Source organism: Amycolatopsis sp. NPDC003676 (assembly GCF_053587275.1).
In genome coordinates this window covers 1-20,479 of the sequence record NZ_JBSFNS010000109.1, presented here as the reverse complement: position 1 = coordinate 20,479, position 20,479 = coordinate 1, and the positions used below count along the sequence as shown (strand labels likewise).

General features: G+C 69.5%; 20 protein-coding genes. 12 read left to right on the top strand and 8 right to left on the bottom strand.

Annotation, left to right across the window (positions count from 1 at the left end; translation table 11 throughout):
- Positions 1–53 precede the first annotated feature (53 nt).
- Positions 54–512, top strand: coding sequence for a cupin domain-containing protein (locus ACWDNU_RS37440; protein ID WP_449672321.1), 459 nt, complete (start codon positions 54–56; stop codon positions 510–512).
- Positions 513–524: 12 nt separating this feature from the next.
- Here ACWDNU_RS37440 and ACWDNU_RS37435 read toward each other — a convergent pair whose 3' ends face one another.
- The 4 genes from ACWDNU_RS37435 to ACWDNU_RS37420 all read right to left on the bottom strand — a co-directional run bounded on the left by ACWDNU_RS37435 (position 525) and on the right by ACWDNU_RS37420 (position 3,465).
- Positions 525–1,271, bottom strand: coding sequence for a hypothetical protein (locus tag ACWDNU_RS37435; protein WP_449672320.1), 747 nt, complete (start codon positions 1,269–1,271; stop codon positions 525–527).
- Between the two features lie 88 nt (positions 1,272–1,359).
- Complete coding sequence (locus ACWDNU_RS37430; RefSeq protein WP_354745618.1) at positions 1,360–1,593, bottom strand: hypothetical protein; 234 nt, start codon at positions 1,591–1,593, stop codon at positions 1,360–1,362.
- A gap of 11 nt (positions 1,594–1,604) precedes the next feature.
- Positions 1,605–3,218: a hypothetical protein gene (locus ACWDNU_RS37425; protein ID WP_449672319.1), complete on the bottom strand. Its 1,614-nt coding sequence runs from the start codon at positions 3,216–3,218 to the stop codon at positions 1,605–1,607.
- Complete coding sequence (locus ACWDNU_RS37420) at positions 3,211–3,465, bottom strand: hypothetical protein (RefSeq protein WP_370938045.1); 255 nt, start codon at positions 3,463–3,465, stop codon at positions 3,211–3,213. The genes ACWDNU_RS37425 and ACWDNU_RS37420 overlap by 8 nt, the downstream gene beginning before the upstream one ends.
- A gap of 485 nt (positions 3,466–3,950) precedes the next feature.
- On the opposite strand from ACWDNU_RS37420, the gene ACWDNU_RS37415 reads away from it, so the two are divergent.
- Positions 3,951–4,484: a hypothetical protein gene (locus tag ACWDNU_RS37415; protein ID WP_370938046.1), complete on the top strand. Its 534-nt coding sequence runs from the start codon at positions 3,951–3,953 to the stop codon at positions 4,482–4,484.
- Between the two features lie 409 nt (positions 4,485–4,893).
- Here ACWDNU_RS37415 and ACWDNU_RS37410 read toward each other — a convergent pair whose 3' ends face one another.
- The gene (locus tag ACWDNU_RS37410; RefSeq protein ID WP_449672318.1) at positions 4,894–5,109 is read right to left on the bottom strand and encodes a hypothetical protein; all 216 of its coding nucleotides are present in this window, start codon (positions 5,107–5,109) and stop codon (positions 4,894–4,896) included.
- Positions 5,110–5,258: 149 nt separating this feature from the next.
- Here ACWDNU_RS37410 and ACWDNU_RS37405 point away from each other — a divergent pair, with 149 nt between their 5' ends.
- Genes ACWDNU_RS37405 through ACWDNU_RS37395 form a run of 3 tightly spaced genes read left to right on the top strand, consistent with a single transcriptional unit; the run spans position 5,259 to position 7,257 of the window.
- Positions 5,259–5,594 (top strand): DUF3040 domain-containing protein, encoded by a 336-nt coding sequence (locus ACWDNU_RS37405; RefSeq protein WP_449672317.1) that lies wholly within the window; start codon positions 5,259–5,261, stop codon positions 5,592–5,594.
- Positions 5,579–6,631, top strand: a complete 1,053-nt coding sequence (locus tag ACWDNU_RS37400; RefSeq protein ID WP_449672316.1) for an SDR family oxidoreductase — start codon at positions 5,579–5,581, stop codon at positions 6,629–6,631. The genes ACWDNU_RS37405 and ACWDNU_RS37400 overlap by 16 nt, the downstream gene beginning before the upstream one ends.
- Entirely contained in the window at positions 6,628–7,257 is a 630-nt protein-coding gene (locus ACWDNU_RS37395) for a phosphoribosyltransferase (RefSeq protein ID WP_449672315.1), read from the top strand. Before ACWDNU_RS37400 ends, ACWDNU_RS37395 begins: the two co-directional genes overlap by 4 nt.
- On the opposite strand, the gene ACWDNU_RS37390 is transcribed toward ACWDNU_RS37395, so the two are convergent.
- Entirely contained in the window at positions 7,258–8,253 is a 996-nt protein-coding gene (locus ACWDNU_RS37390) for an anion permease (protein WP_449672314.1), read from the bottom strand.
- On the bottom strand, positions 8,254–8,868 hold the full coding sequence (locus ACWDNU_RS37385; protein ID WP_449672313.1) for a DUF47 domain-containing protein: 615 nt from the start codon (positions 8,866–8,868) through the stop codon (positions 8,254–8,256).
- A 102-nt stretch (positions 8,869–8,970) separates the two neighbouring features.
- On the opposite strand from ACWDNU_RS37385, the gene ku reads away from it, so the two are divergent.
- On the top strand, positions 8,971–9,870 hold the full coding sequence (gene ku, locus ACWDNU_RS37380) for a non-homologous end joining protein Ku (protein ID WP_449672312.1): 900 nt from the start codon (positions 8,971–8,973) through the stop codon (positions 9,868–9,870).
- Positions 9,871–9,950: 80 nt separating this feature from the next.
- Here ku and ACWDNU_RS37375 read toward each other — a convergent pair whose 3' ends face one another.
- Entirely contained in the window at positions 9,951–11,903 is a 1,953-nt protein-coding gene (locus tag ACWDNU_RS37375) for an aconitate hydratase (protein ID WP_449672311.1), read from the bottom strand.
- Between the two features lie 98 nt (positions 11,904–12,001).
- On the opposite strand from ACWDNU_RS37375, the gene ACWDNU_RS37370 reads away from it, so the two are divergent.
- Genes ACWDNU_RS37370 through ACWDNU_RS37345 form a run of 6 tightly spaced genes read left to right on the top strand, consistent with a single transcriptional unit; the run spans position 12,002 to position 20,403 of the window.
- Positions 12,002–12,337 carry a plasmid stabilization protein gene (locus ACWDNU_RS37370; protein WP_370938055.1) on the top strand — a complete coding sequence of 112 codons (336 nt, stop codon included), beginning with the start codon at positions 12,002–12,004 and terminating at the stop codon, positions 12,335–12,337.
- A gap of 10 nt (positions 12,338–12,347) precedes the next feature.
- Positions 12,348–14,159, top strand: coding sequence for a glycoside hydrolase family 15 protein (locus ACWDNU_RS37365; RefSeq protein ID WP_449672310.1), 1,812 nt, complete (start codon positions 12,348–12,350; stop codon positions 14,157–14,159).
- Positions 14,160–14,211: 52 nt separating this feature from the next.
- A complete protein-coding gene (locus ACWDNU_RS37360) occupies positions 14,212–16,005 on the top strand; it encodes a thiamine pyrophosphate-requiring protein (protein WP_449672309.1) in 1,794 nt (597 codons plus the stop codon).
- On the top strand, positions 16,002–17,114 hold the full coding sequence (locus ACWDNU_RS37355; protein ID WP_449672308.1) for an enolase C-terminal domain-like protein: 1,113 nt from the start codon (positions 16,002–16,004) through the stop codon (positions 17,112–17,114). The genes ACWDNU_RS37360 and ACWDNU_RS37355 overlap by 4 nt, the downstream gene beginning before the upstream one ends.
- The gene (locus ACWDNU_RS37350; RefSeq protein ID WP_449672307.1) at positions 17,111–17,455 is read left to right on the top strand and encodes a hypothetical protein; all 345 of its coding nucleotides are present in this window, start codon (positions 17,111–17,113) and stop codon (positions 17,453–17,455) included. The genes ACWDNU_RS37355 and ACWDNU_RS37350 overlap by 4 nt, the downstream gene beginning before the upstream one ends.
- On the top strand, positions 17,452–20,403 hold the full coding sequence (locus tag ACWDNU_RS37345) for an FAD-binding and (Fe-S)-binding domain-containing protein (protein WP_449672306.1): 2,952 nt from the start codon (positions 17,452–17,454) through the stop codon (positions 20,401–20,403). Before ACWDNU_RS37350 ends, ACWDNU_RS37345 begins: the two co-directional genes overlap by 4 nt.
- The last annotated feature ends 76 nt before the right edge of the window (positions 20,404–20,479 follow it).

Sequence of the window (20,479 nt, the reverse complement as noted above, 5' to 3'; positions counted from 1 at the left end):
TCCGGTTAATCTGGAAACGGACTCCGCTTCCACTACGTTTGCGAGGATACCCCATGACGAAGGACCGCTTCCTGCTGCTGCAGCCCGGCGAGGCGCGCCCGGGCCGGGTGCCGCTGCCGCCCGCGTTCGCGGTGAAGGCGAGGACGGGCGACACCGAGACCCGGTTTTCCCTGCTGGAGGTGACGCTGGCGCGCGACATCCCGCGCCACGTCCACCACGAGGCCGACGAGTGCATCTACGTCCTCGAAGGCGAACTGGGCATCGACTTCGCCGACGAGAGGCATGTCGCGACGAAGGGAATGTTCGTGCTCCTGCCGCACGGGATCCCGCACGCGTTGCGGGCGGTGTCGGATCCCGCGCCGCGGTTGCTTCAGATCTCCTCGCCCGGCGGGTGGGAGCACTACCTGGAGGATCTGTTCGAGGCCGGGCCCGCGGTGCTGACGGACGGCGCGGTGGACCCGGTGAAGATCAATCCGGTCGCGGCTCGGTACTCGATCACCTATGAGGAATGACGCCAGGCGGGCTCAGTGCTGCAGCACCGGCCAGACCGCCGCTGGGTGACAGTGCTCCGGGCACGCGAGCAAGTACAGGGCGTTGCCGAGAAACAGCACGTAGGCGTAGGAATAGGAGCTGTCCAGTTGTTCAGGCTGACCGGGGCGGCTCTGGAAGCCGACGTCCTCCGGCAGACCGCACAAGAACAGCATCTCGGCGCCGCACGCGCAGCGGTGGCTTTCCGGATCCTGCTGCCAGCGCGGCAGGCCGCCGACCTTGAACCCGCCCCGGCCGACGCTCAGTCCGGGGTGCGTTTCGCCGGGGCGCCGCACGGTCTCCGTCTCGGGCTCCGGGCGGAGTACCAGCTCGCGGCTGAGGAGATGCGGTTCCTCCTCGGCAGCCGGACCGGTCGGGTCCCGGTGCAGCATGATCCGCCAGAACGCTCCGGGGTGCCCCCAAATCCGCGGTTTTTCCCAGTAGCGCTCCGGAAACTGCTGCGGGTCTTCCCGCAGGCAGGCCGCGTCGTTGTGCACCGGGCACTGGAACACGAGCAGATGGTCGCCGCCGAACCGCGGGATGTCCGGCGGGACGTCCAACTGGAAGAAGAGCACCATCCGCGCGCCGCAGTAGCACTCGGGCCAGTCCTCGCCCGCGGGCAGGATCGGCCTGCCGCCGAAGGTGTTCCGGGAATCGGGGCTCGCCGGAGCGCGCGGGTCTTCCACCAGATACATCGGAAGGTCTGCTCGGCGAATCTCGGACGACGGCTCGAAGACAGTCACCGAACCAGCCTAGGGCGGAGCGAGATTCCCGTCTGGCTTTCCGCGCTAAAACGGGCACCGGCCGGAAAGCCGGTGCCCGCCCAACTGCTTACACGGTCCGCAACCGCCGCCACTCCCACGCGGCCAACCCGGCGAACAACACCGTCGCCACGCAAGCGACCGCCGTCAGCAGCCACTCAGCCTCTCCGCCCCCGCCGTCGGGAGAAGCGCCGGTCGTGCGCTCGATCCAATCCGGAACTGTCAACGTCAGCACCAGCGCGACGGCGCTGAGCGCGGCAAGCCCGGCCTCGGCTGCGATGCGGAGCTTCTGTGCAGTGTTCATGAGAGCCTCCCTCAGTACTTCGCCGCGTTGAGGCGCGTCCGCCAGGTGTTGCCCGCGCCGGCGTATTCGCCGTAGCTCCACACGGTCCGGGAGTCCGACGGGTCCCGGCCGATGCCGAAGTAGTCGCCCCATCTGCCGCCGGTGTAGGCGCTCTGCCCGGCGATCACCGAAGCGCTGCCCTGCAACGTGCCCGGCGGGTCGGTGGCGAGGCGGCCGGTCTGGCGGAAGTGGCCGTACTCGTCGTCCCCGGACCGGCCGAACGCCACGTGGGCGTTGCGGGAAATGTCGGTCTGGATCACCGGGAAAAAGTAGTGCTTGCGGGGTGCACCAAATGCGCCCTGCTGCGTGATCGAGTGGCTGGGCACGTCGATCTCGTACCACTGCACCACAGACCGCGCCTCGGAGTCGCCTGGCCAGCTGTACGCGGAGGTGTGCGTGGTCCACAAGCGCTGCGTCCGGCCCGCTGCTTGGAAAACCGCGTTGAGCAACCGGGTGTCGTTCGTGGCGATTCTCGTTGTCCCGCCGTCCTTTTGCACCGCGCCGGGCGGCAGGTTGTAGCTGCGGCAGGTGATCGCGGTCGCGGAGAGCGCCGGTGCGCCGCCCGACCACAGGCCCAGCGGATTCGACAGCGTCCACAGGGTCAGGCTCGCCCCCGACGGGAACAGCGAGTTCACCAGGTAAGCGCGCGGATTCCCGCCCACGCCTTGGAAATGGCAGCACGGCTGCACGGAGAACGCGGCGCTGCGGTCCGGGTTCTTCAGGCCCCAGAAGTCCCACCAGCGGATGGTGTGGCCCCCGCCCGCGCCGCCGCCGTAGAGCTCCGCCTTGTTGAAGATCCGGAGTTTCGCGTAGGCGAACCCGCCGCCGAAGGCGAATTGGTTGGTGGACACGTAAATCGCCTGGGAGTCGAAGCCCAGCATCGGGTAGTCCGACCAGTTGCCGCTGGCCGTGGAACCGTTCGCGGTCGCGTCGGTGCTCCAGATCCAGTAGCCGCCCGCGGGATCGCCGGTCTGCGAGACGCCGAGCATGATCCAGGAGCCCTGCGGGTTCGCGCGCCGGGCGGCGATGCAGACGATCCACCGGCCGCTGTAGTGGTCGTACGCGAGTTTCGGGTCGAAAAGCTGTGCTCCGGCAGGCAGAACCGGGTTGAACATCGCGGTGAAGTTCGCCCACCGGAACTGCTGCAGGCCGGTCTTGTCGTAGCCGACGAGGTCGACGTTGACCGCCGCCATCACCTGTTTCGGGCCGACCGCGACCGTGCAGTCCGGCGGGCGGAACGCGGTCTGCGAAATCCCCTCGAAGCTCGCCGACGCCGCCGGGGCCAGCCCCTCGACGATCTCGTCCTCCGGCGGGTTTTCCTCCGACAGCTCCGCCGCGGCTTCCTCATCGAGCTGCACGCCGAGCGCGTCCTCGGGCGCCAGCGCGTCCGGGCTGCGCTCCCGCGCCCCGGTCTTCAGCTGGTCGTATTCCTCGACCGGTACCGGAAACCGTTGCGCGAACAACGGAGACCGGTCCGGCGACGGCGGTTCGGCGAGCAGTTCGCCGACCGTCAGATCCGCCATCTCCCGCGACGCGCCGCCGGCCGTTTCGCCGGCTTGGCCCTCGAGCACCTGTGCTTCAGGCATCACGGTGATCACCCTCTTCCTCCGCGGCCTCGTCGCCGGCCCGTGCCGGGGCGTCGGCCTCCTCCTCCCGATCGCGGTGCCGCCGCGCGGCCGCCTTCAGCCGCTCCATCTCGGCGGCCGGAACCGGCATCCCGATCGGAATCTCGTACCCCGATTCCGGTTCGGCGGGCGCGTTTTCGCCCGCCGGACCGCTTTCCGCCCCCTCGCCGCGTCCCGCACCGGATCGCGGTCCTTCGCGTTCGCCCATCGCTCACCCCCGGGAATTCCGTCCGAAAAGATCGATTCCGGCGGCGTTCACGAAAAAGGTCGCACAACGGCCGGGAACAGATACCGGCGCGCCGCAACCTTCAACCGAACGGCCCAGCGGAAATCGATTTCACCATTTATTCCCCAGTTCTCCGGGAAGGCGCATAAAAACCGACCGGAAACTGTTTCGAAGAACCTTTCCAAGCGCCGGGAGCCCCTCCGGCCGCGCTGCCCCGTACGCCCGAATACTGGCGGATCAGGGCGTTTTGGGCCGTTCACCCGCACTTGACCGGGTTGCTCCGCAATCGCTTGATCATCCCGGAAGAAGGCCGGTTCGCAACCCCGGATTTACGTCCACCTTGTGCATTTTGTCGCCCGGCAAGCTGAGCACCCGGTTAATTCTTCACTCATTCCTTCGAAGGTAGGTACCGCGATAACCCGGTCTCGGCGGACGCTGGCGCGACCGTGCCCGAGGAGGAGAATTCCATGTCCCGACTTGCCCGTTTCGCCGCGCCTGCCGTCATTCTGGCCGGTTCGCTCGCTTTGGTCGCGCCGGCCGCGCACGCCGACGTCTCGCACCCGCTCGCCGCGAAGTGCTCGCAGTCCTATCTCCCGCTGCCCGACCCGGCCTGCACGCCCGGCGCGACCAACCCGGACGTCACCCAGGACACCATCGACGACACGATCTGCGTCTCCGGCTGGACCGCTACCATCCGCCCGCCGACGACCTACACCAACCAGCTCAAGAAGCAGGGCATCATCGACTACGGCTACGCCGACACCTCGCTCAGCTCCTACGAGGAGGACCACTTCCTGCCGCTCGAACTGGGCGGCGCGCCGAAGGACCCGAAGAACCTCTGGCCCGAACCGCACGACGGCGACCAGAACTCCTACAGCAAGGATTCCGTCGAGAACGCGGTGAAGAAGGCGGTGTGCGCGGGGAAAGCGACGCTGGCCGACGCGCAGCACGCCATGCTCACCAACTGGACCACCGCGGAGTCCGTGCTGGGCATCGACTGATCCGGGGTTTCGGTTTCAGACCCTGACCCGAAACGCACCATCCGCGAAGGCCCCTGGAGGAACTCACATTCCCCTGCCAGGGACTTGAGCAGCGCAGTCGTACCGGCCGCCGGGCGTCCACAAAGGACGCAAAGAACCGAAAAATGCCCGGTTCGTCACCATCTGCCTGGTTCTGATCGTACGTGAGGGGAACCCTGAGGGAATCTGATTCCCTCAGGGTTCCCCTCACGTACAACGGCCCTGCCCCGGCCGTCGGGCTGGGCAGACGCACCTCGGCCGCGCTTATCGTGCCCGCTCAAGGCGCCGCACCCACCGTGCCCAAGACACCGCGCCCAACGCGCCCACTCAAATCCCCGACGTTGGCCTTGATCTCCTCAAGGAGCCCTTCACGGACTTTCACCGCCCTGGATCAGCGTTCGACGGGCCGCGAAAGCACGGCCAGCCGAGGACGTCGCGTCTCCCCCAGTCCTGGCCCCGGCCGGTGCGCGCGGCACACCGTGCACACCACCGCGTGGCTGACCGGCGTCCCGTCCTCCTGGACCAGCCTGCCCACGTGCACCGCCTCGCGGCCGCATTGTCCACAGGGGACGGTCGCGCTTTCCGGATCCACCAGCAGCCTGCTCATCTCGTGCTCCCTCCGTAGGTTTTCCGGCGATTGCGCTCGCCCGCCCGGTTACCCTTCGCCTTCCCGGGCAAACCGGACGCTTCCGCCGCCCGCGGTTTGCCCTGGCCGGAAGCGGGTACGCCGTCGGTCAGGGCGGAAGGGAGCAGGCGATGGCCGTGCACCGGCAGCCGGATCCCCACCGGGCGCTGCGGTCGATGGAGCGAGAGCTGCTCGCCACCGACGCGCTGTGGGTGCGCCGTGCCTTCGGACAGAAGGCGTGGCCGCTGCGCCGGGCGTGGCCGGTGGCGTGCTGGGCTCTCACCGCGATCGCCGCCGGGCTCGTGGCCTGCGGGATCGTCTTTCCGCCGGAGGTGCCGCTCGCGCTGCTCGGCTTCGTGCTGGCCGCGGTCGCGGTGTGCGGGCACGTCGCCCGCCAGGAGTGCCTGCGTCCGCCGACCCGCCGGACTCCCGGTCCGGGGAAAGGATTCCCATGCCGCCCGTCGTAGTCGTCACCGGGGCCAGCGCCGGAGTGGGCCGGGCCGTCGCGCGTGCTTACGGAGGCCGCGGCGCGAAAGTCGCCCTGCTGGCGCGCGGCGAAAAGGGGCTCGCCGCCGCGGCGGAGGACATCCGGGACGCCGGCGGCACGCCGCTGGAGCTGCCGGCGGACGTAGCCGATTTCGCGCAGGTCGACGCCGCGGCGACCCGGATCGAGGAGGAACTGGGGCCGATCGACGTCTGGGTCAACGTCGCGTTCAGTTCCGTGTTCGCCCGCTTCGCCGACGTCAAACCCGAGGAATACCGCCGCGTCACCGAAGTGACGTACCTCGGTTTCGTGCACGGCACAATGGCCGCCCTCGAACGCATGAAACCGCGGGACGCGGGCACGATCGTGCAGGTCGGTTCGGCGCTCGCGTATCGCGGAATCCCGTTGCAGAGCGCGTACTGCGGGGCCAAGCACGCGATTCAGGGCTTCAATGAAGCGCTTCGCTGCGAACTGCTCCACGAGCGCAGCGGGATTCGCACGACCATGGTGCAACTGCCCGCGGTCAACACGCCGCAGTTCACCTGGCTGCTGTCCCGGCTGCCCGAGCACGCCCAGCCGGTCCCGCCGATCTACCAGCCCGAACTCGCCGCCCGCGCGGTGCTGCACGCTGCCGACCACCCGCGCCGCCGCGAGTACTGGGTCGGCACGAGCACCGCCGCGACGCTGCTGGCCAACGCCGTCGCGCCCGGACTGCTCGACCGGTACCTCGCCCGCACCGGCTTCTGCGCGCAGCAAACGGGCCGGCCTCAGCCGCCGAGCCAGCCCGCGAACCTGTGGGAACCAGCGGACGGCCCGCGCGGATTCGACTACGGCGCACACGGGGAATTCGACCGGCAGGCGAAAGCGCACGACGTCCAGCCGGTGCTGAGCCGGCATCACGGCGCGGTGGCGGCCGGGCTGACCGCCGGCGTGCTCGCCGCCGGGCAACTGCTGCGCCGCACCGTGAAGTCCGGAAAGGACAGTCGATTCCGCTGGGGCACGAAGAAAGGCCGCCGGTGAAGCCGTTCCGAAACCGCGCCGACGCGGGCATCCAGCTCGCCGCCGCACTGGTCTGGCGGGAGTGGACCGACCCGGTCGTCTTCGGGCTCGCCCGCGGCGGGCTGCCGGTCGCCGCCCCGGTTGCCCGTGAACTGGACGCGCCGCTCGAACTACTGGTCGTCCGCAAGATCGGCGCACCAGGACGGCCGGAACTCGGCCTCGGCGCCGTCGCGGCGGACGGTCCGCCGTTCCTCGACCGCGCCGGGCTTCGCGCGCTCGGGCTGACGACCGACGACGTCGCCCACCTCGTCGCCCACGCCCGCACCGAAGCCCGCGACCAGGTCCGCCGCTACCTCAGCGGCCGAGCCCCGCGCTCACCGGCCGGACGCGACGTGGTGGTGGTCGACGACGGCGTAGCCACCGGCGGGACCGCGATCGCCGCGCTGCGGGCCCTCCGCTCGTACGCCCCGCTGCGGCTGGTCTTCGCCGCACCGGTCGGCGCGCCGTCCGCATTGGACAAGCTGGCTCGCGAGGCGGATGAGGTGGTGTGCCTGCAGGAACCGCAGGAGTTTCGCGCGGTGGGCGAGTTCTATGCGGACTTCAGCCCGACCAGCGACGACGAGGTCCTCGCCCTGGTGCCCAAGTAGTCAGCTGAACGTCGACAACAGCCAAAACGCCAGCGCCGCCACCCCAGCCGCAGCCGGGAACGTCAGCACCCACCCCAGCACAATGTCCCGCGCGATCCCCCACCGCACCGCCGAAAGCCGCCGCGTCGCGCCAACCCCCATCACCGCCGCCGTGATCACATGCGTCGTCGAAATCGGAGCCTTCACCGCAAAAGCAGTCAGATACAGCACCGAAGCCCCCACCGACTCCGCGACAAACCCGTGCGGCGGATCAAGCGGAAACACCCGGCGGCCCAACGTCCGCATGATCCGCAGACCGCCCGAGCAAGTCCCGAGCGACAGCGCCCCGGCGCACACCAGCGTCACCCACAGGGGCACCGAAAACGTGTTCTGCTTCCCCGCCGCGATCAGCGCCAGGACGAGCACGCCCATCCCCTTCTGCGCGTCCTGCAACCCGTGCCCGAGCGCCAGCGCCGAGGCCGACACGATCTGCAGCCGCCGGAACACCCGGCCGCTGCGGTGCGGATTCGCCCGGCGCAGCAACCACAGCACCGCCACCATCGCCGCATAGCCGAGCAGCAGCCCGAGCAGCGGCGAAGCGACCATCGGCACCAGCACCTTCTCCACGATGCCGGTCCAGTGCACCGTGCTCGCGGCGGCCAGCGCGGCCCCGACCATGCCGCCGATCAGCGAATGCGACGACGAGGACGGCAGCCCGAAATACCAGGTCACCAGGTTCCACGCGATCGCCCCGACCAGCGCGGCGAGCACCACGGTCAGCGCGCCGGGGCCGGCCGGGACGTCGATGATTCCTTTCGCGACAGTCGCGGCGATCCCGGTCGACAGCAGCGCTCCGGCCAGGTTCATCACCGCCGCCAGCACGAGCGCGGTGCGCAGCGGGAGCGCCCGCGTCGACACCGCGCTGGCGATGGCGTTGGCCGCGTCGTGGAAACCGTTGGTGTAGTCGAAGAAAATCGTCAGCGCCACGACCGCGACCAGCGCGGCGGTGCCGTCCACTCAGGACTCCTTGACCGCGATCGTCTGCACCACGTCCGCGACGTGCTCGAATCCGTCGGCCGCCAGTTCGAACTGTTCGACGACTTCCTTCGCCTTGAGCACTTCGAGCGCGTCCGCGCCGGGCTGGAAGAGGTCGGCGAGCATCCGCCGGTAGGTGTGGTCCGCCTCGTTCTCGAGTGCGTTGATCTCGATCCAGTACGGCGACAGCTCGCCGACCTTCGCCAGCCCCGGCATCGCTTCCGCGGTCAGCTCGGCGGCGCGGCACAGCACGCGCAGCATCCCCTTGGTGCCCGGCGGAAACTCCTCGAGCCGGTACAGCACGGCGAGGTCGGCGGCGGTGTCCACGAAGTCCAGGACGTCGTCGATCCGCGCGGCCAGCGCTTGGATGTCCTCGCGGTCGAACGGCGTGACGAACGTGCTGTTCAGCTCGACCATGATGGTGTGCGTCAGGTCGTCGCCGGCGTGTTCGACCTCGTGCAGCCGGGCCGCGATCGCCTCCCGCTCTCCAGGTGCGGCCTCGGTGAGATCGCGCAGCAGCGCGGTGGCGGTGACGAGGTTGGCCGCCGCGTCCGCGAGCAGCTGGAAGAACTGGCTTCCGCGAGGTTTTATGCGCATCGGAGGATCAGTTACCCCGAATGCCGGACGCTTACACCGCCTTGGTGTGCCGAATGCCCGCATCGGGTACCCGCCGGGCAACCAAGGCGGAAGGAGGGGCAGATGCGTCCGGTCTGGCAGGGTTCGCTGTCGTTCGGGCTGGTGAACGTCCCGGTGCGGATGTACAAGGCGGTCGAGGACCACGCGGTGCACTTCACGCAGTTCCAGCGCGGGACCCAGGACCGCATCCGCTACCGGCGGGTGAACGAGCGGACCGGCGACGAGGTGCGCTACGACGACATCGTGCGCGGCCGGGAGGTCGGCGACGACGAGTACGTGCTGGTCGAGCAGGAGGAACTGGACGAGATCGCCCCGGGCCGGTCGCGCTCGCTCGAGGTGGAAAGCTTCGTGGACCTGGAAGAGGTCGACCCGGTGTACTTCGACCGCGCCTACTGGCTCGCGCCCGCCAAGGAGGACGGTCAGCGTCCGTACGTGCTGCTGCTGGACGCGCTGGCCCGCCGGGACAAAGCCGCCGTCGCGAAGTTCGTCTTCCACGGCCGCGAACACCTCGCGCTCGCCCGCGCGGGCGACGGCGTGATCGTGCTGAACACGCTCCACTACGCCGCCGAGGTGCGCGACGCGGACGACGTGCCGCAGCTGCCCGCCAAGGCCAAGACCAACCAGAAGGAGCTGGACCTCGCGGTCAAGCTGATCGACGCGATGTCCGAGCCGTGGCGGCCCGAGGAGTTCCACGACACCTACCGCGAGCGGGTGGAGGAGCTGATCGAGGCGAAGAAGGCGGGGAACACCGTGACGCCCGCGGAGGAGCCGGAGCAGCCGACGAAGGTGGTCGACCTGATGGAGGCGCTGGCCAACAGCGTGCGCGGCAGCCGTCGGCCGCGGACTCCGGATCTGTCGGAGCTGTCCAAGACGGAGCTGCAGAAGCTGGCGAAGGAACGCGACGTCAAGGGCCGGTCGAAGATGTCCCGGGCCGACCTCGAAGCCGCACTGAAGGCTTCCTGACCAGCCAAGGTACGTGAGGGGAACCCTGAGGGAATCAGATTCCCTCAGGGTTCCCCTCACGTACTTCTGCCGGAGCGGCCTCAGTGCAGGGCGCGGGCCAGTTGCGGGATTCGCCCACCGGCCAGCAGCACATCGACTTGGCGCGGCGACAGCTGATGCTTCGCCCGGTACTCCTCGCCCCGCGTTTGGTTGCGCACGATGAACTCCGCCGTCTCGGCCAGCCGATGCAGCCCGGACACGCACAGCACGTCGTCGCGCTGGATCTTCTCGCTGTCCTCCGGATCCGCAAACTCCAACGGCAGCACGCCGAAATTGACCAGGTTCTGCCAGTGGATCCGGGCGAACGACCGCGCCAGCACCACGCGCAGGCCCAGGTACCGAGCCGTGATCGCGGCGTGCTCCCGAGACGAACCCTGGCCGTAGTTCTCCCCAGCCACCACGAAATGCTCCGGGCTGTCGGCCGCGCGCTTCGGATAGTCCTCGTCAATCCGGGTGAACGTGAACTCGGCCAGCTTCGGGATGTTCGAGCGGTACGGCAGCGCACGCGCCCCGGCGGGCGAGATTTCGTCGGTCGACACGTCGTCTCCGGCCCTCAGCAGCACCGGGCCCTCGACCTCGTCCGGAAGCGGCTCGAAGTCCGGGAGCCCAGCGACGTTCGGGCCCTTCACCAGCTCCTCCCGCAGGGCCTCGTCCTCGGGCAGCGGGGCGGTGAAGACGCGCGGGTCGGCGGCCGAACGGGCCGGTCCGGAAACCCGCGGGTGGGCGAGGTGATGGACGGCGGCGTAGTCGCGCGGATCGGTCAGCACGCCGGTCAGCGCCGACACCGCGGCGGTTTCCGGCGAGCACAGCCAGACCGAATCGTCCGCGGTGCCGGACCGGCCGGGGAAGTTGCGCGGGAACGTGCGCAGCGAGTTCGTGCCGGGCGCGGGCGCCTGGCCCATTCCGATGCAGCCGAGGCAGCCCGCCTGGTGCACCCGGGCCCCGGCCGCGACGAGGTCGGTGAGGTGTCCGCTGCGCGCCAGTTCGACGAGGATCTGCCGCGAGGTCGGGTTGACGTCGAAGCTCACCGAATCGGCCGTCTGCCTGCCCCGGACGGTGGCCGCGGCGACGGCGAAGTCCCGGAACCCGGGATTGGCCGACGAACCGATCACGACCTGCCCCACTGGCGTGCCCGACGCCTCCCGCACCGGAACCACGTTGCCGGGCGAAGACGGTTTCGCCACCAGTGGCTCCACAGTGGACAGATCGATCTCGTCTTCGATGTCGTAGGAGGCGTCGCGTCCGGCGCGCAGGTCCTGGAAGTCGTGTTCGCGGCCCTCCGCCCGGAGGAACACGCGGATCGCCTCGTCGGCGGGGAACACCGTCGCGGTCGCGCCCATTTCGGCGCCCATGTTCGCGATCACGTGCCGGTCCATCGCGCTCAGGCACACCAGCCCCGGCCCGTGGTATTCGATGATCCGGTGCCGCCCGCCGCTCACGCCGTGCCGCCGCAGCATCTCCAGCACGATGTCCTTCGCCGACACCCACGGCGGCAGCTCGTTGTCCAGCCGGACACCCCAGATCTCCGGCATCCGCAGGTAGAGCGGCTCCCCGGCGATGGCCAGCGCCACCTCGAGGCCGCCGACGCCCACCGCGAGCATGCCCAGCGCCCCGGCCGCGCAGGTGTGCGAATCGGACCCGGCGAGGCTCTTGCCGGGCACGCCGAAGCGCTCCATGTGCGTCGGATGCGAAACCCCGTTGCCCGCTTTGGAGAACCACAGCCCGAACCGGCGGCAGGCCGAGCGCAGGTAAGCGTGGTCCTCGGCGTTCTTCTCGTCCGCCTGCAGCAGGTTGTGGTCGACGTACTGGACGCTCAGCTCGGTCCGCGCGCGGTCGAGCCCGAGCGCCTCCAGCTCCTGCATCACGAGCGTGCCCGTGGCGTCCTGGGTCAGCGTCTGATCGACCCGCAGGCCGATTTCGGTCCCTGGTTCGAGCCGGCCGGCGACCAGGTGCTCGGCCAGCAGCCGCCCGGCGAGTGTCTGTTCGCGTCCCACTCTCGGTCGGGTACCCGTTTCCGGCGCGGCGAACCGCGATGTTTCCGCCTCGCGGGCCCGGGCAATCCGGGGATCAAGAACGACGGAAGGAGACTGGGATGCCGGAGCAGGCTTGGAGTTCGAAACGCGAACGGCAGTACCAGCACATCGAGGAGTCGCAGGAAGAGCGGGGCGCGAGCAAGAAGCGCGCGAAGGAGATCGCCGCGCGCACGGTGAACAAGAACCGGGCGCAGTCGGGCGAATCGGACCGCGCGAGCAAGACCTCGGTGCGCGACAAATCGCCGCAGCAGCGCGGCGGGCACCGCTCCGGCAAGCGGCTCGGGCCCGGCGGTCCGACGCGCGACCAGCTCTACAACGAGGCCAAGCAGCGCAATATCCACGGCCGGTCCACGATGACGAAGAAGGAACTGGCGAAGGCGCTGGGCCGGGACTGACCCCGCCCCGATGAACCAGCGCCCGATCGAGGATTACGCCCTGCTCGGCGACCTGCACACCGCGGCGCTGGTGTCGCGGGAAGGGTCGATCGACTGGCTGTGCCTTCCCCGGTTCGATTCCCCCGCGTGTTTCGCCGCCCTTCTGCACGACGAGCGCGCGGGGGCATGGCGGCTCGGGCCCGCGGACGGCGGACCGGCGACTCGCCGAGGTTACGTCGGCGAGTCCCTCGTCCTGGCCAGCGAATGGGAGTCGGCCGAGGGTGCCGTCCGCGTGCTCGACTTCATGCCGCCCCGGGATGGGGCCGCGGACGTCGTCCGGATCGTGGAAGGCCTTCGCGGCCGGGTCGCGATGCGGACGTGCTTGCGGCCTCGGTTCGACTACGGGTCGGTCCGGCCGTGGGTCCGCCACGTCGACGGCCGATTCGACGCGGTCGCGGGTCCGGACGCGGTTCGGCTGACCACGCCGGTCGAAGTGTCCGCCGAGGGCGTCGCCGAGTTCACCGTCGCCGACGGCGAGCGCGTGCCGTTCGTGCTGACGTACCACGCGTCGTACGAGGAACGTCCCGATCCGGCAGACGCCGAGAAAGCCCTCGCGCACACCGAACGCTTCTGGGCGGACTGGATCAGCCGCTGCCAGTACGACGGCCGGTGGCCCGCCGCGGTACGCCGCGCGCTGATCACGTTGAAAGCGCTGACCTACGAGCCGACCGGCGGCATTCTCGCCGCGCCGACGACGTCGCTGCCGGAGAAACTCGGCGGCGAACGCAACTGGGACTACCGCTACTGCTGGCTGCGCGACGCCACCTTCACCCTGCAGGCCCTCGTGGGCACCGGCTATCCCGACGAGGCACGGGCGTGGCGCGAATGGCTGGTCCGCGCGGCGGCCGGAGATCCGGCCGAACTCCAGGTCCTTTATGGACTCGACGGTTCCCGCCGGGTTCCGGAGTCCACTCTGGACTGGCTGGACGGGTACGAGAATTCGACCCCGGTGCGGATCGGGAACGCCGCGGCGGGACAGGTCCAGCTCGACGTGTGGGGCGAGGCGCTCGACGGCCTGCACCTGGTCCGCGAAGCCGGACTGCCGGTGACACATCCGGCGTGGGACCTGCAGCGCGGGCTGCTCGATTTCCTCGAAGGCCATTGGGAAGAGCCCGATCGCAGCCTTTGGGAAGTACGCGGCGAACCGCGACATTTCGTGCATTCCAAGGTAATGGCGTGGGCTGGCGTCGACCGCGCCGTCCGAACGGTGGAACGCCATCGGCTCGACGGACCGGTCGACCGCTGGCGCGCACTGCGCGAACACATTCACGAGGAAGTCTGCCGCGAGGGTTTCGACGCCGAGCGCAACACTTTCACCCAGTTCTACGGCTCCCACGGCCTTGATGCGGCGTTGCTGCTCATCCCCCGCGTCGGTTTCCTTCCCGGAACCGATTCCCGGGTGCGCGGTACCGTCGACGCGGTACGGAAAGAGCTGTCCCGAGACGGTTTTGTGCATCGGTACGACCCGGACGCCGACAACGGCCTCGGCGAATTGCGCGGCGGCGAAGGCGCGTTTCTGCCGTGCAGTTTCTGGCTCGCCGACGCCTTGCACGGCACCGGCCGCACTGACGAAGCCGTCGAGGTTTTCGAGCAGATGCTGGCTGTCCGCAACGATGTCGGGCTGCTGAGCGAGGAGTACGACATCAAGGCCGGACGGCAGCTCGGCAACATGCCGCAGGCCTTCAGCATGGTCGGGCTCGTCAACACCGCACGGCACCTCGACGGCGCGGAAACCACCACCAACGCCACCGGACGCCAGCAAGGGCTGCGACGCGACGTGTAACCCCGCCGAGGCCCGGGTAGCCGGGGAGAACTCAACGCACGGGAGGCTTGCCATGACCGAGACCGTCGGCGACTACCTGCTTTCGCGGCTGCGCGATTGGGGCGTGGAGCAGGTGTTCGCGTACCCCGGGGACGGGATCAACGGTCTCGTCGCGTCGTTCGGCAAGGCGGACAACCAGCCGCGCTTCGTGCAGGCCCGGCACGAGGAAATGGCCGCCTTCTCCGCGGTCGGCTACGCGAAGTTCAGCGGGGCCGTCGGCGTGTGCATGGCGACGTCCGGGCCGGGTGCGATCCATCTCCTGAACGGGCTCTACGACGCGAAACTCGACCACGTCCCGGTCGTCGCGATCGTCGGGCAGACCGCGCGCACCGCGATGGGCGGCAGCTACCAGCAGGAGGTCGAACTCCAGGCGCTGTACCGGGATGTGGCGAACGAATACTGCATCGAGGTGAACGTCGCCGAGCAGCTGCCCAACGCGCTCGACCGCGCGTTTCGCGTCGCGCAGGCGTCCCGCACGCCGACCGCGCTGATCATCCCGGCGGACCTGCAGGAAGAGCCCTACGAACCGCCGCAGCACGCGTTCAAGCAGATGCCGTCGAGCCCGCCCGGGACCGCGTGGCCGAATCCGGTGCCGCCCGAACCCGCTCTCAGCGAGGCCGCCGACGTGCTCAACGCCGGGGAGAAGGTCGCGATCCTCGTCGGGCAGGGCGCTCGCCGCGCGGCCGAAGAGGTGCGCGAGGTCGCGGACCTCACCGGGGCCGGAGTGGCGAAAGCGTTGCTGGGCAAGGACGTTCTCGCCGACGATCTGCCCTATGTGACCGGTGCGATCGGACTGCTCGGCACGCGGCCGAGCTACGAGATGATGCGCGACTGCGACACGCTGCTGATCGTCGGGTCCAACTTCCCCTACAGCCAGTTCCTGCCGGAGTACGGCCAGGCGCGCGCGGTGCAGATCGACATCGACGGCCGGTTCATCGGCATGCGTTACCCGACCGAGGTCAACCTGGTCGGCGACGCCGCCGCGACCCTGCGCGCGCTGCTGCCGAAGCTGAACCGGACGGAAAACCGTTCGTGGCGCGAGAAAATCGAGAAGAACGTCGCGGACTGGTGGACCACCATGGACCAGCAGGCGGAGGTCGACGCGAAACCGGTCAACCCGATGCGGATCGTGCACGAACTGTCGAAGCAGATCCCGGGCAACGCGATGGTCACCGCCGATTCCGGCTCGTCGACCAACTGGTACGCGCGCAATCTCCGGATCCACGACGGCATCCGCGCCACGCTGTCCGGCACCCTCGCGACGATGGGCCCCGGCGTGCCGTACGCGATCGGGGCCAAGTTCGCGCATCCCAACCGCCCGGCGATCGCGCTGGTCGGCGACGGCGCGATGCAGATGAACGGCTTGGCCGAGCTGATCACCATCGCGCGGTACCAGGGGTTGTGGACGGATCCGCGGTGCATCATCTGCGTGTTCCACAACAATGACCTCAACCAGGTCACGTGGGAGCTGCGCGCGATGGGCGGCGCGCCGAAGTTCGAGGAATCGCAGTCGCTGCCGGACGTCGACTACGCCGGTTTCGCGCGCAGCGTCGGCCTCGAAGGGATCAACGTCGAGGACCCGGGCGATCTCGCTTCGGCCTGGCGGACCGCGTTCGCCGCGGACCGGCCGACGGTGCTGGACGTGCGGTGCGACGCCGAGGTCCCGCCGATTCCGCCGCACGCGACGTTCGAGCAGATGAAATCCGTGACCGAGTCGGTTTTGAAGGGCGATCCGGAAGCGTTCCACCTGATGTTCCAGGGCGCGAAGACGAAGCTGCAGGAATTCCTGCCCGGGCGGTCGCGGTGACGATCGCCGCCCCGCACATCGAACGGATCGACGCGCGCGCCTACCGGGTGCCGACCCCCACGCCGGAGGCCGACGGCACGCTCGCCTGGGATTCCACGACGCTCGTCGTGGCCCGGGTGCGCGCCGGCGGCACCGACGGACTCGGCTGGACGTACGCCGATTTCTCCTGCGCCCCGCTGATCGAAGGCAAACTGGCGTCCGCGATCACCGGAATGCCGGTCTTGGATCCGCCCGCGTGCTGGACCGCGATGCAGCACGCGATCCGGAACCTCGGCCGCGCCGGTTTGGTCTCTTGTGCACTGTCCGCTGTGGACATCGCGATCTGGGACGCCGCCGCGCGGCTGCTCGACGTTCCGCTGAGCCGCCTGCTCGGCCGGGTGCACGACGAGGTCGATGTCTATGGCAGCGGCGGATTCACCTCACAGGATGACGACGAACTGGCCGCACAGCTGGAATACTGGGTACGGAAGCAGCACATTCCGCGCGTGAAAATCAAAATCGGCGAGGCGTGGGGGTCCGCGGTCGCCCGCGACATCGGCCGCGTCCGCTTGGCGCGCGAGACAATCGGGGACGACGCCGCGCTGTACGTCGACGCGAACGGCGGCTACTCGGTCGGCCGGGCGCGGCGCATCGCCGACACGTTGCGCGAGTTCGGCGTGACCTGGTTCGAGGAGCCGGTGTCCAGCGACGATCTCCCCGGCCTCGCGCAGCTGCGCACCCCAGACGGCCCGGACATCGCGGCCGGTGAGTACGGCTACGACCTGCCCTACTTCGCCCGGATGCTGCCCGCGGTCGACTGCCTCCAGATCGACGTGACGCGGTGCGGCGGCTACACGGAATGGCGTCGCGTCGCCGCGTTGGCCGCCGCCGCGAATCGCGAGATTTCCGCGCACTGCGCGCCGAATCTGTCCGCACACGCCGCTGCGGCGACCCCGAATTTCCGGCACATCGAATGGTTCGCCGACCACGACCGGATCGAACGAGAACTCTTCTACGGCGGCCTGGACCCCAGCGGCGGCCGGGTAGCCCCGTCGATGTCGGTCGCCGGGCACGGGTTGCGCCTGCACACCGACGCCGCCGCCGAGTACGCGGTCAAGGAGACCCGATGAGCACCGCCGAACTCCCCAACCCCGCCGTCCGCGTGCCCGAACCCGCCGACATCGACACCAACGCACTTGCCACCGCCCTCCGCAACCGCATCGAAATCCGCTTCGACAACGGAAGCCCCGCCACCAACTTCCGCCGTGGAGCCGCGTCACGTTCACCCGACCACGCCGCCGTCGTCCGCGTGCCGAAGCCCGCCGAGATCGACACCGACGCACTCGCCACCGCCCTCCGCAACCGCATCGAAGAAGAAGTCCGCTTCGACGACGGGACCTACGCCAACTTCCGCCAAGTAGTCGTGCCACGCTCACCCGCCGCCGAGTACGCGGTCAAGGAGGGCCGATGAGCACCGCCGAACTCCCCAACCCCGTCGTCCGCGTGCCCGAACCCGCCGACATCGACACCCAAGCCCTCGCCACCGCCCTCCGCGAACGCATCAAAGGCGAAGTCCGCTTCGACAACGGAAGCCGCGCCGCCTACTCCACCGACGCCTCCAACTTCCGCCAGGTGCCCCTCGGCGTCGTCGTGCCGCGCTCCCCCAACGACGCTGTCGAAGCGCTGGCCGTGGCGAGGGAGTTCGGCGCGCCCGTGCTCTCGCGCGGCGGCGGGACCAGCCTCGCCGGCCAGTGCACCAATACCGCTGTCGTGCTCGACTGGTCCAAGTACTGCTCCGAGCTGGAATCCGTCGACACCGAGCGCCGCACCTGCATCGTGCAGCCGGGCATCGTCCTGGACGATCTCAACCGGCAGCTCGCCGACACCAAGCTCCGCTTCGGGCCCGAGCCCGCCACGCACATGAACTGCACCCTCGGCGGCATGATCGGCAACAACTCCTGCGGCGCGACCGCCCAGCGCACCGGCAAGGTCGTGGACAACGTCGTCCGCCTGGAAGTGCTGCTCGCCGACGGAACCCGGTTCTGGTGCGGCAAAACGAGCGATGACGCGTACGCCGAGATCGAGCACCACGGCGACCGGCGTGCCGCGATCTACCGGCAGTTGCGCCGCCTGCGCGACGAGTACGCCGACGAGATCCGCCGCCGCTTCCCGGACATCCCGCGCCGCGTGTCCGGCTACAACCTCGACTCGCTGCTGCCCGAACACGAATTCGACGTCGCCGGACTTCTGGTCGGCAGCGAATCGACGCTGGTCACCGTCCTGCGCGCGGAGCTGAAGCTGGTGCCGGTGCTGCCCGAGCGCGCGCTCGTCGTCCTCGGCTACCCGGACATCGCGACCGCCGCCGACGCGGTGCCGGACATCCTGCCGCACGAACCGATCGCGCTCGAAGGCGTCGACCACCGGCTCCTCTACGACGAACGGCTGAAGCACCTCAACGAAAAGGCGCGCGAAGAGCTGCCGCGCGGCCGGGCGTTCCTGATGGTCCAGTTCGGCGCGAAGACGCTCGAGGAGGCCGACAAACAAGCTCGCGGGCTGCTTGATTCCATCGAGGGCACCGAGGTCGCATTCCTCGACGACCCGGCGAAGGAAGCCGAACTCTGGCAGGTCCGCGAGGCCGGGCTGGGCGCGACCGCGCACGTCCCCGGCGAGGCAGACACCTTCGAGGGCTGGGAAGATTCCGCGGTAGCGCCGGAAAAACTCGGCGCCTACCTCCGTCGGCTCGACGCGCTGTACGCCGAATTCGGCTACGCCGACGAAACCGGCCCGAGCCTCTACGGCCACTTCGGACAGGGCTGCGTGCACACACGGATCCCGTTCGACCTCTACACCGCTTCGGGCGTCGCGACCTACCGCCGGTTCATGGAACGGGCCGCCGACCTGGTCGCGGAGTTCGGCGGCTCGTTCTCCGGCGAGCACGGCGACGGGCAGAGCCGCGGCGAACTGCTGCCGCGCATGTTCGGCAACGACCTGGTCAGCGCGTTCGGCCAGCTCAAGGCGATCTTCGACCCGGGCGACCGGATGAACCCCGGCAAGGTCGTCGCGCCGTACTCGCTGGACCAGAACCTGCGGCTCGGCGGCTCGTGGTCCCCCGCCGAGCCGCAGGACCTCTACTTCCGCTTCCCGGACGACGGCGGCTCGTTCTCCCAGGCCGCCAACCGGTGCGTCGGCGTCGGCCGCTGCCGTCAGTCCACTCCGGACAGCGGCGACGTGATGTGCCCGTCGTACCAGGCCACCGGCGAGGAGGAGCACTCCACGCGCGGCCGCGCCCGGCTGCTGTTCGAAATGCTCAACGGGCACCACGACGGCCCGATCTCCGACGGCTGGCGCTCCACTGAGGTCCGCGACGCGCTCGACCTGTGTCTTTCCTGCAAGGGCTGCAAATCCGACTGCCCGGCCGACGTGGACATGGCCACCTACAAGGCCGAATTCCTCGCCCACCACTACCAAGGCCGTCCCTGGAAACGACCGCGATCGGACTACACGATGGGCTGGCTGCCGCTCGTCGCCCGGCTCGTCGGGAAAACGCACACCGCGCGATTGGTGAACCTGCTGAGCAAAACCCGGTTCGCGACGCGGGCCGCCGGGGTCGAGGACCGCGAAATCCCCCGCTTCGCCCCGAAAACGCTGCCGCGCTGGTTCGCCCGGCATCAACCCACCGGCACCGGCGCGCGCGGCACCGTGATGCTCTGGCCGGACACCTTCACCTCGTACTTCCACCCCCACGTCGCCGAGGATGCGGTGCGGGTGCTGGAGGACGCGGGCTGGCGGGTGACGCTGCCGGAACCGTCCGCGTGCTGCGGTCTCACCTGGATTTCCACCGGCCAGCTGGGAATCGCGAAGCGGGTGCTGACCCGCACCGTCCGCATGCTGGCCCCGCATCTCCGAGACGGCGGGCTGATGCTCGGCCTGGAACCCAGCTGCACCGCGGTGTTCCGCTCCGACGCGGCCGAGCTCTTCCCCGGCGACCAGGACGTCCGGCGGCTGCGGGACCAGACCGTGACGCTCGCGGAGCTGCTGACCCAGCACTCCCCCGGGTATCGGCCGCCGCAGATCCCCGGGCACGCGCTGGCTCAGGTGCACTGCCATCAGCACGCGGTGCTGGGCTGGGACGCGGATCGGAAGCTGCTCGAAGCGGCCGGGGTGGACGTCGAACGGCTGGATTCGGGATGCTGCGGACTCGCGGGGAACTTCGGATTCGAGCGGGGCCATCTGGAAGTCAGCAAGGCTTGCGCGGAACGAGTCCTGCTGCCCCGCGTTCGCGAGGCAGACCGGCGGACGGCGGTGCTGGCCGACGGCTTCAGCTGCCGCACCCAGCTGCACGAACTGGACAGCGGGGGCCGCGAGGGCATCCACCTCGCCGAGTTGCTGGCCGCCGGACTCGCCTCGGAAGGCCGCTAACGGTACGTGAGGGGAACCCTGAGGGAATCTGGACGACCGGCTCGCGCCACTGGCCCCGCATCATCTCCTCGACCCG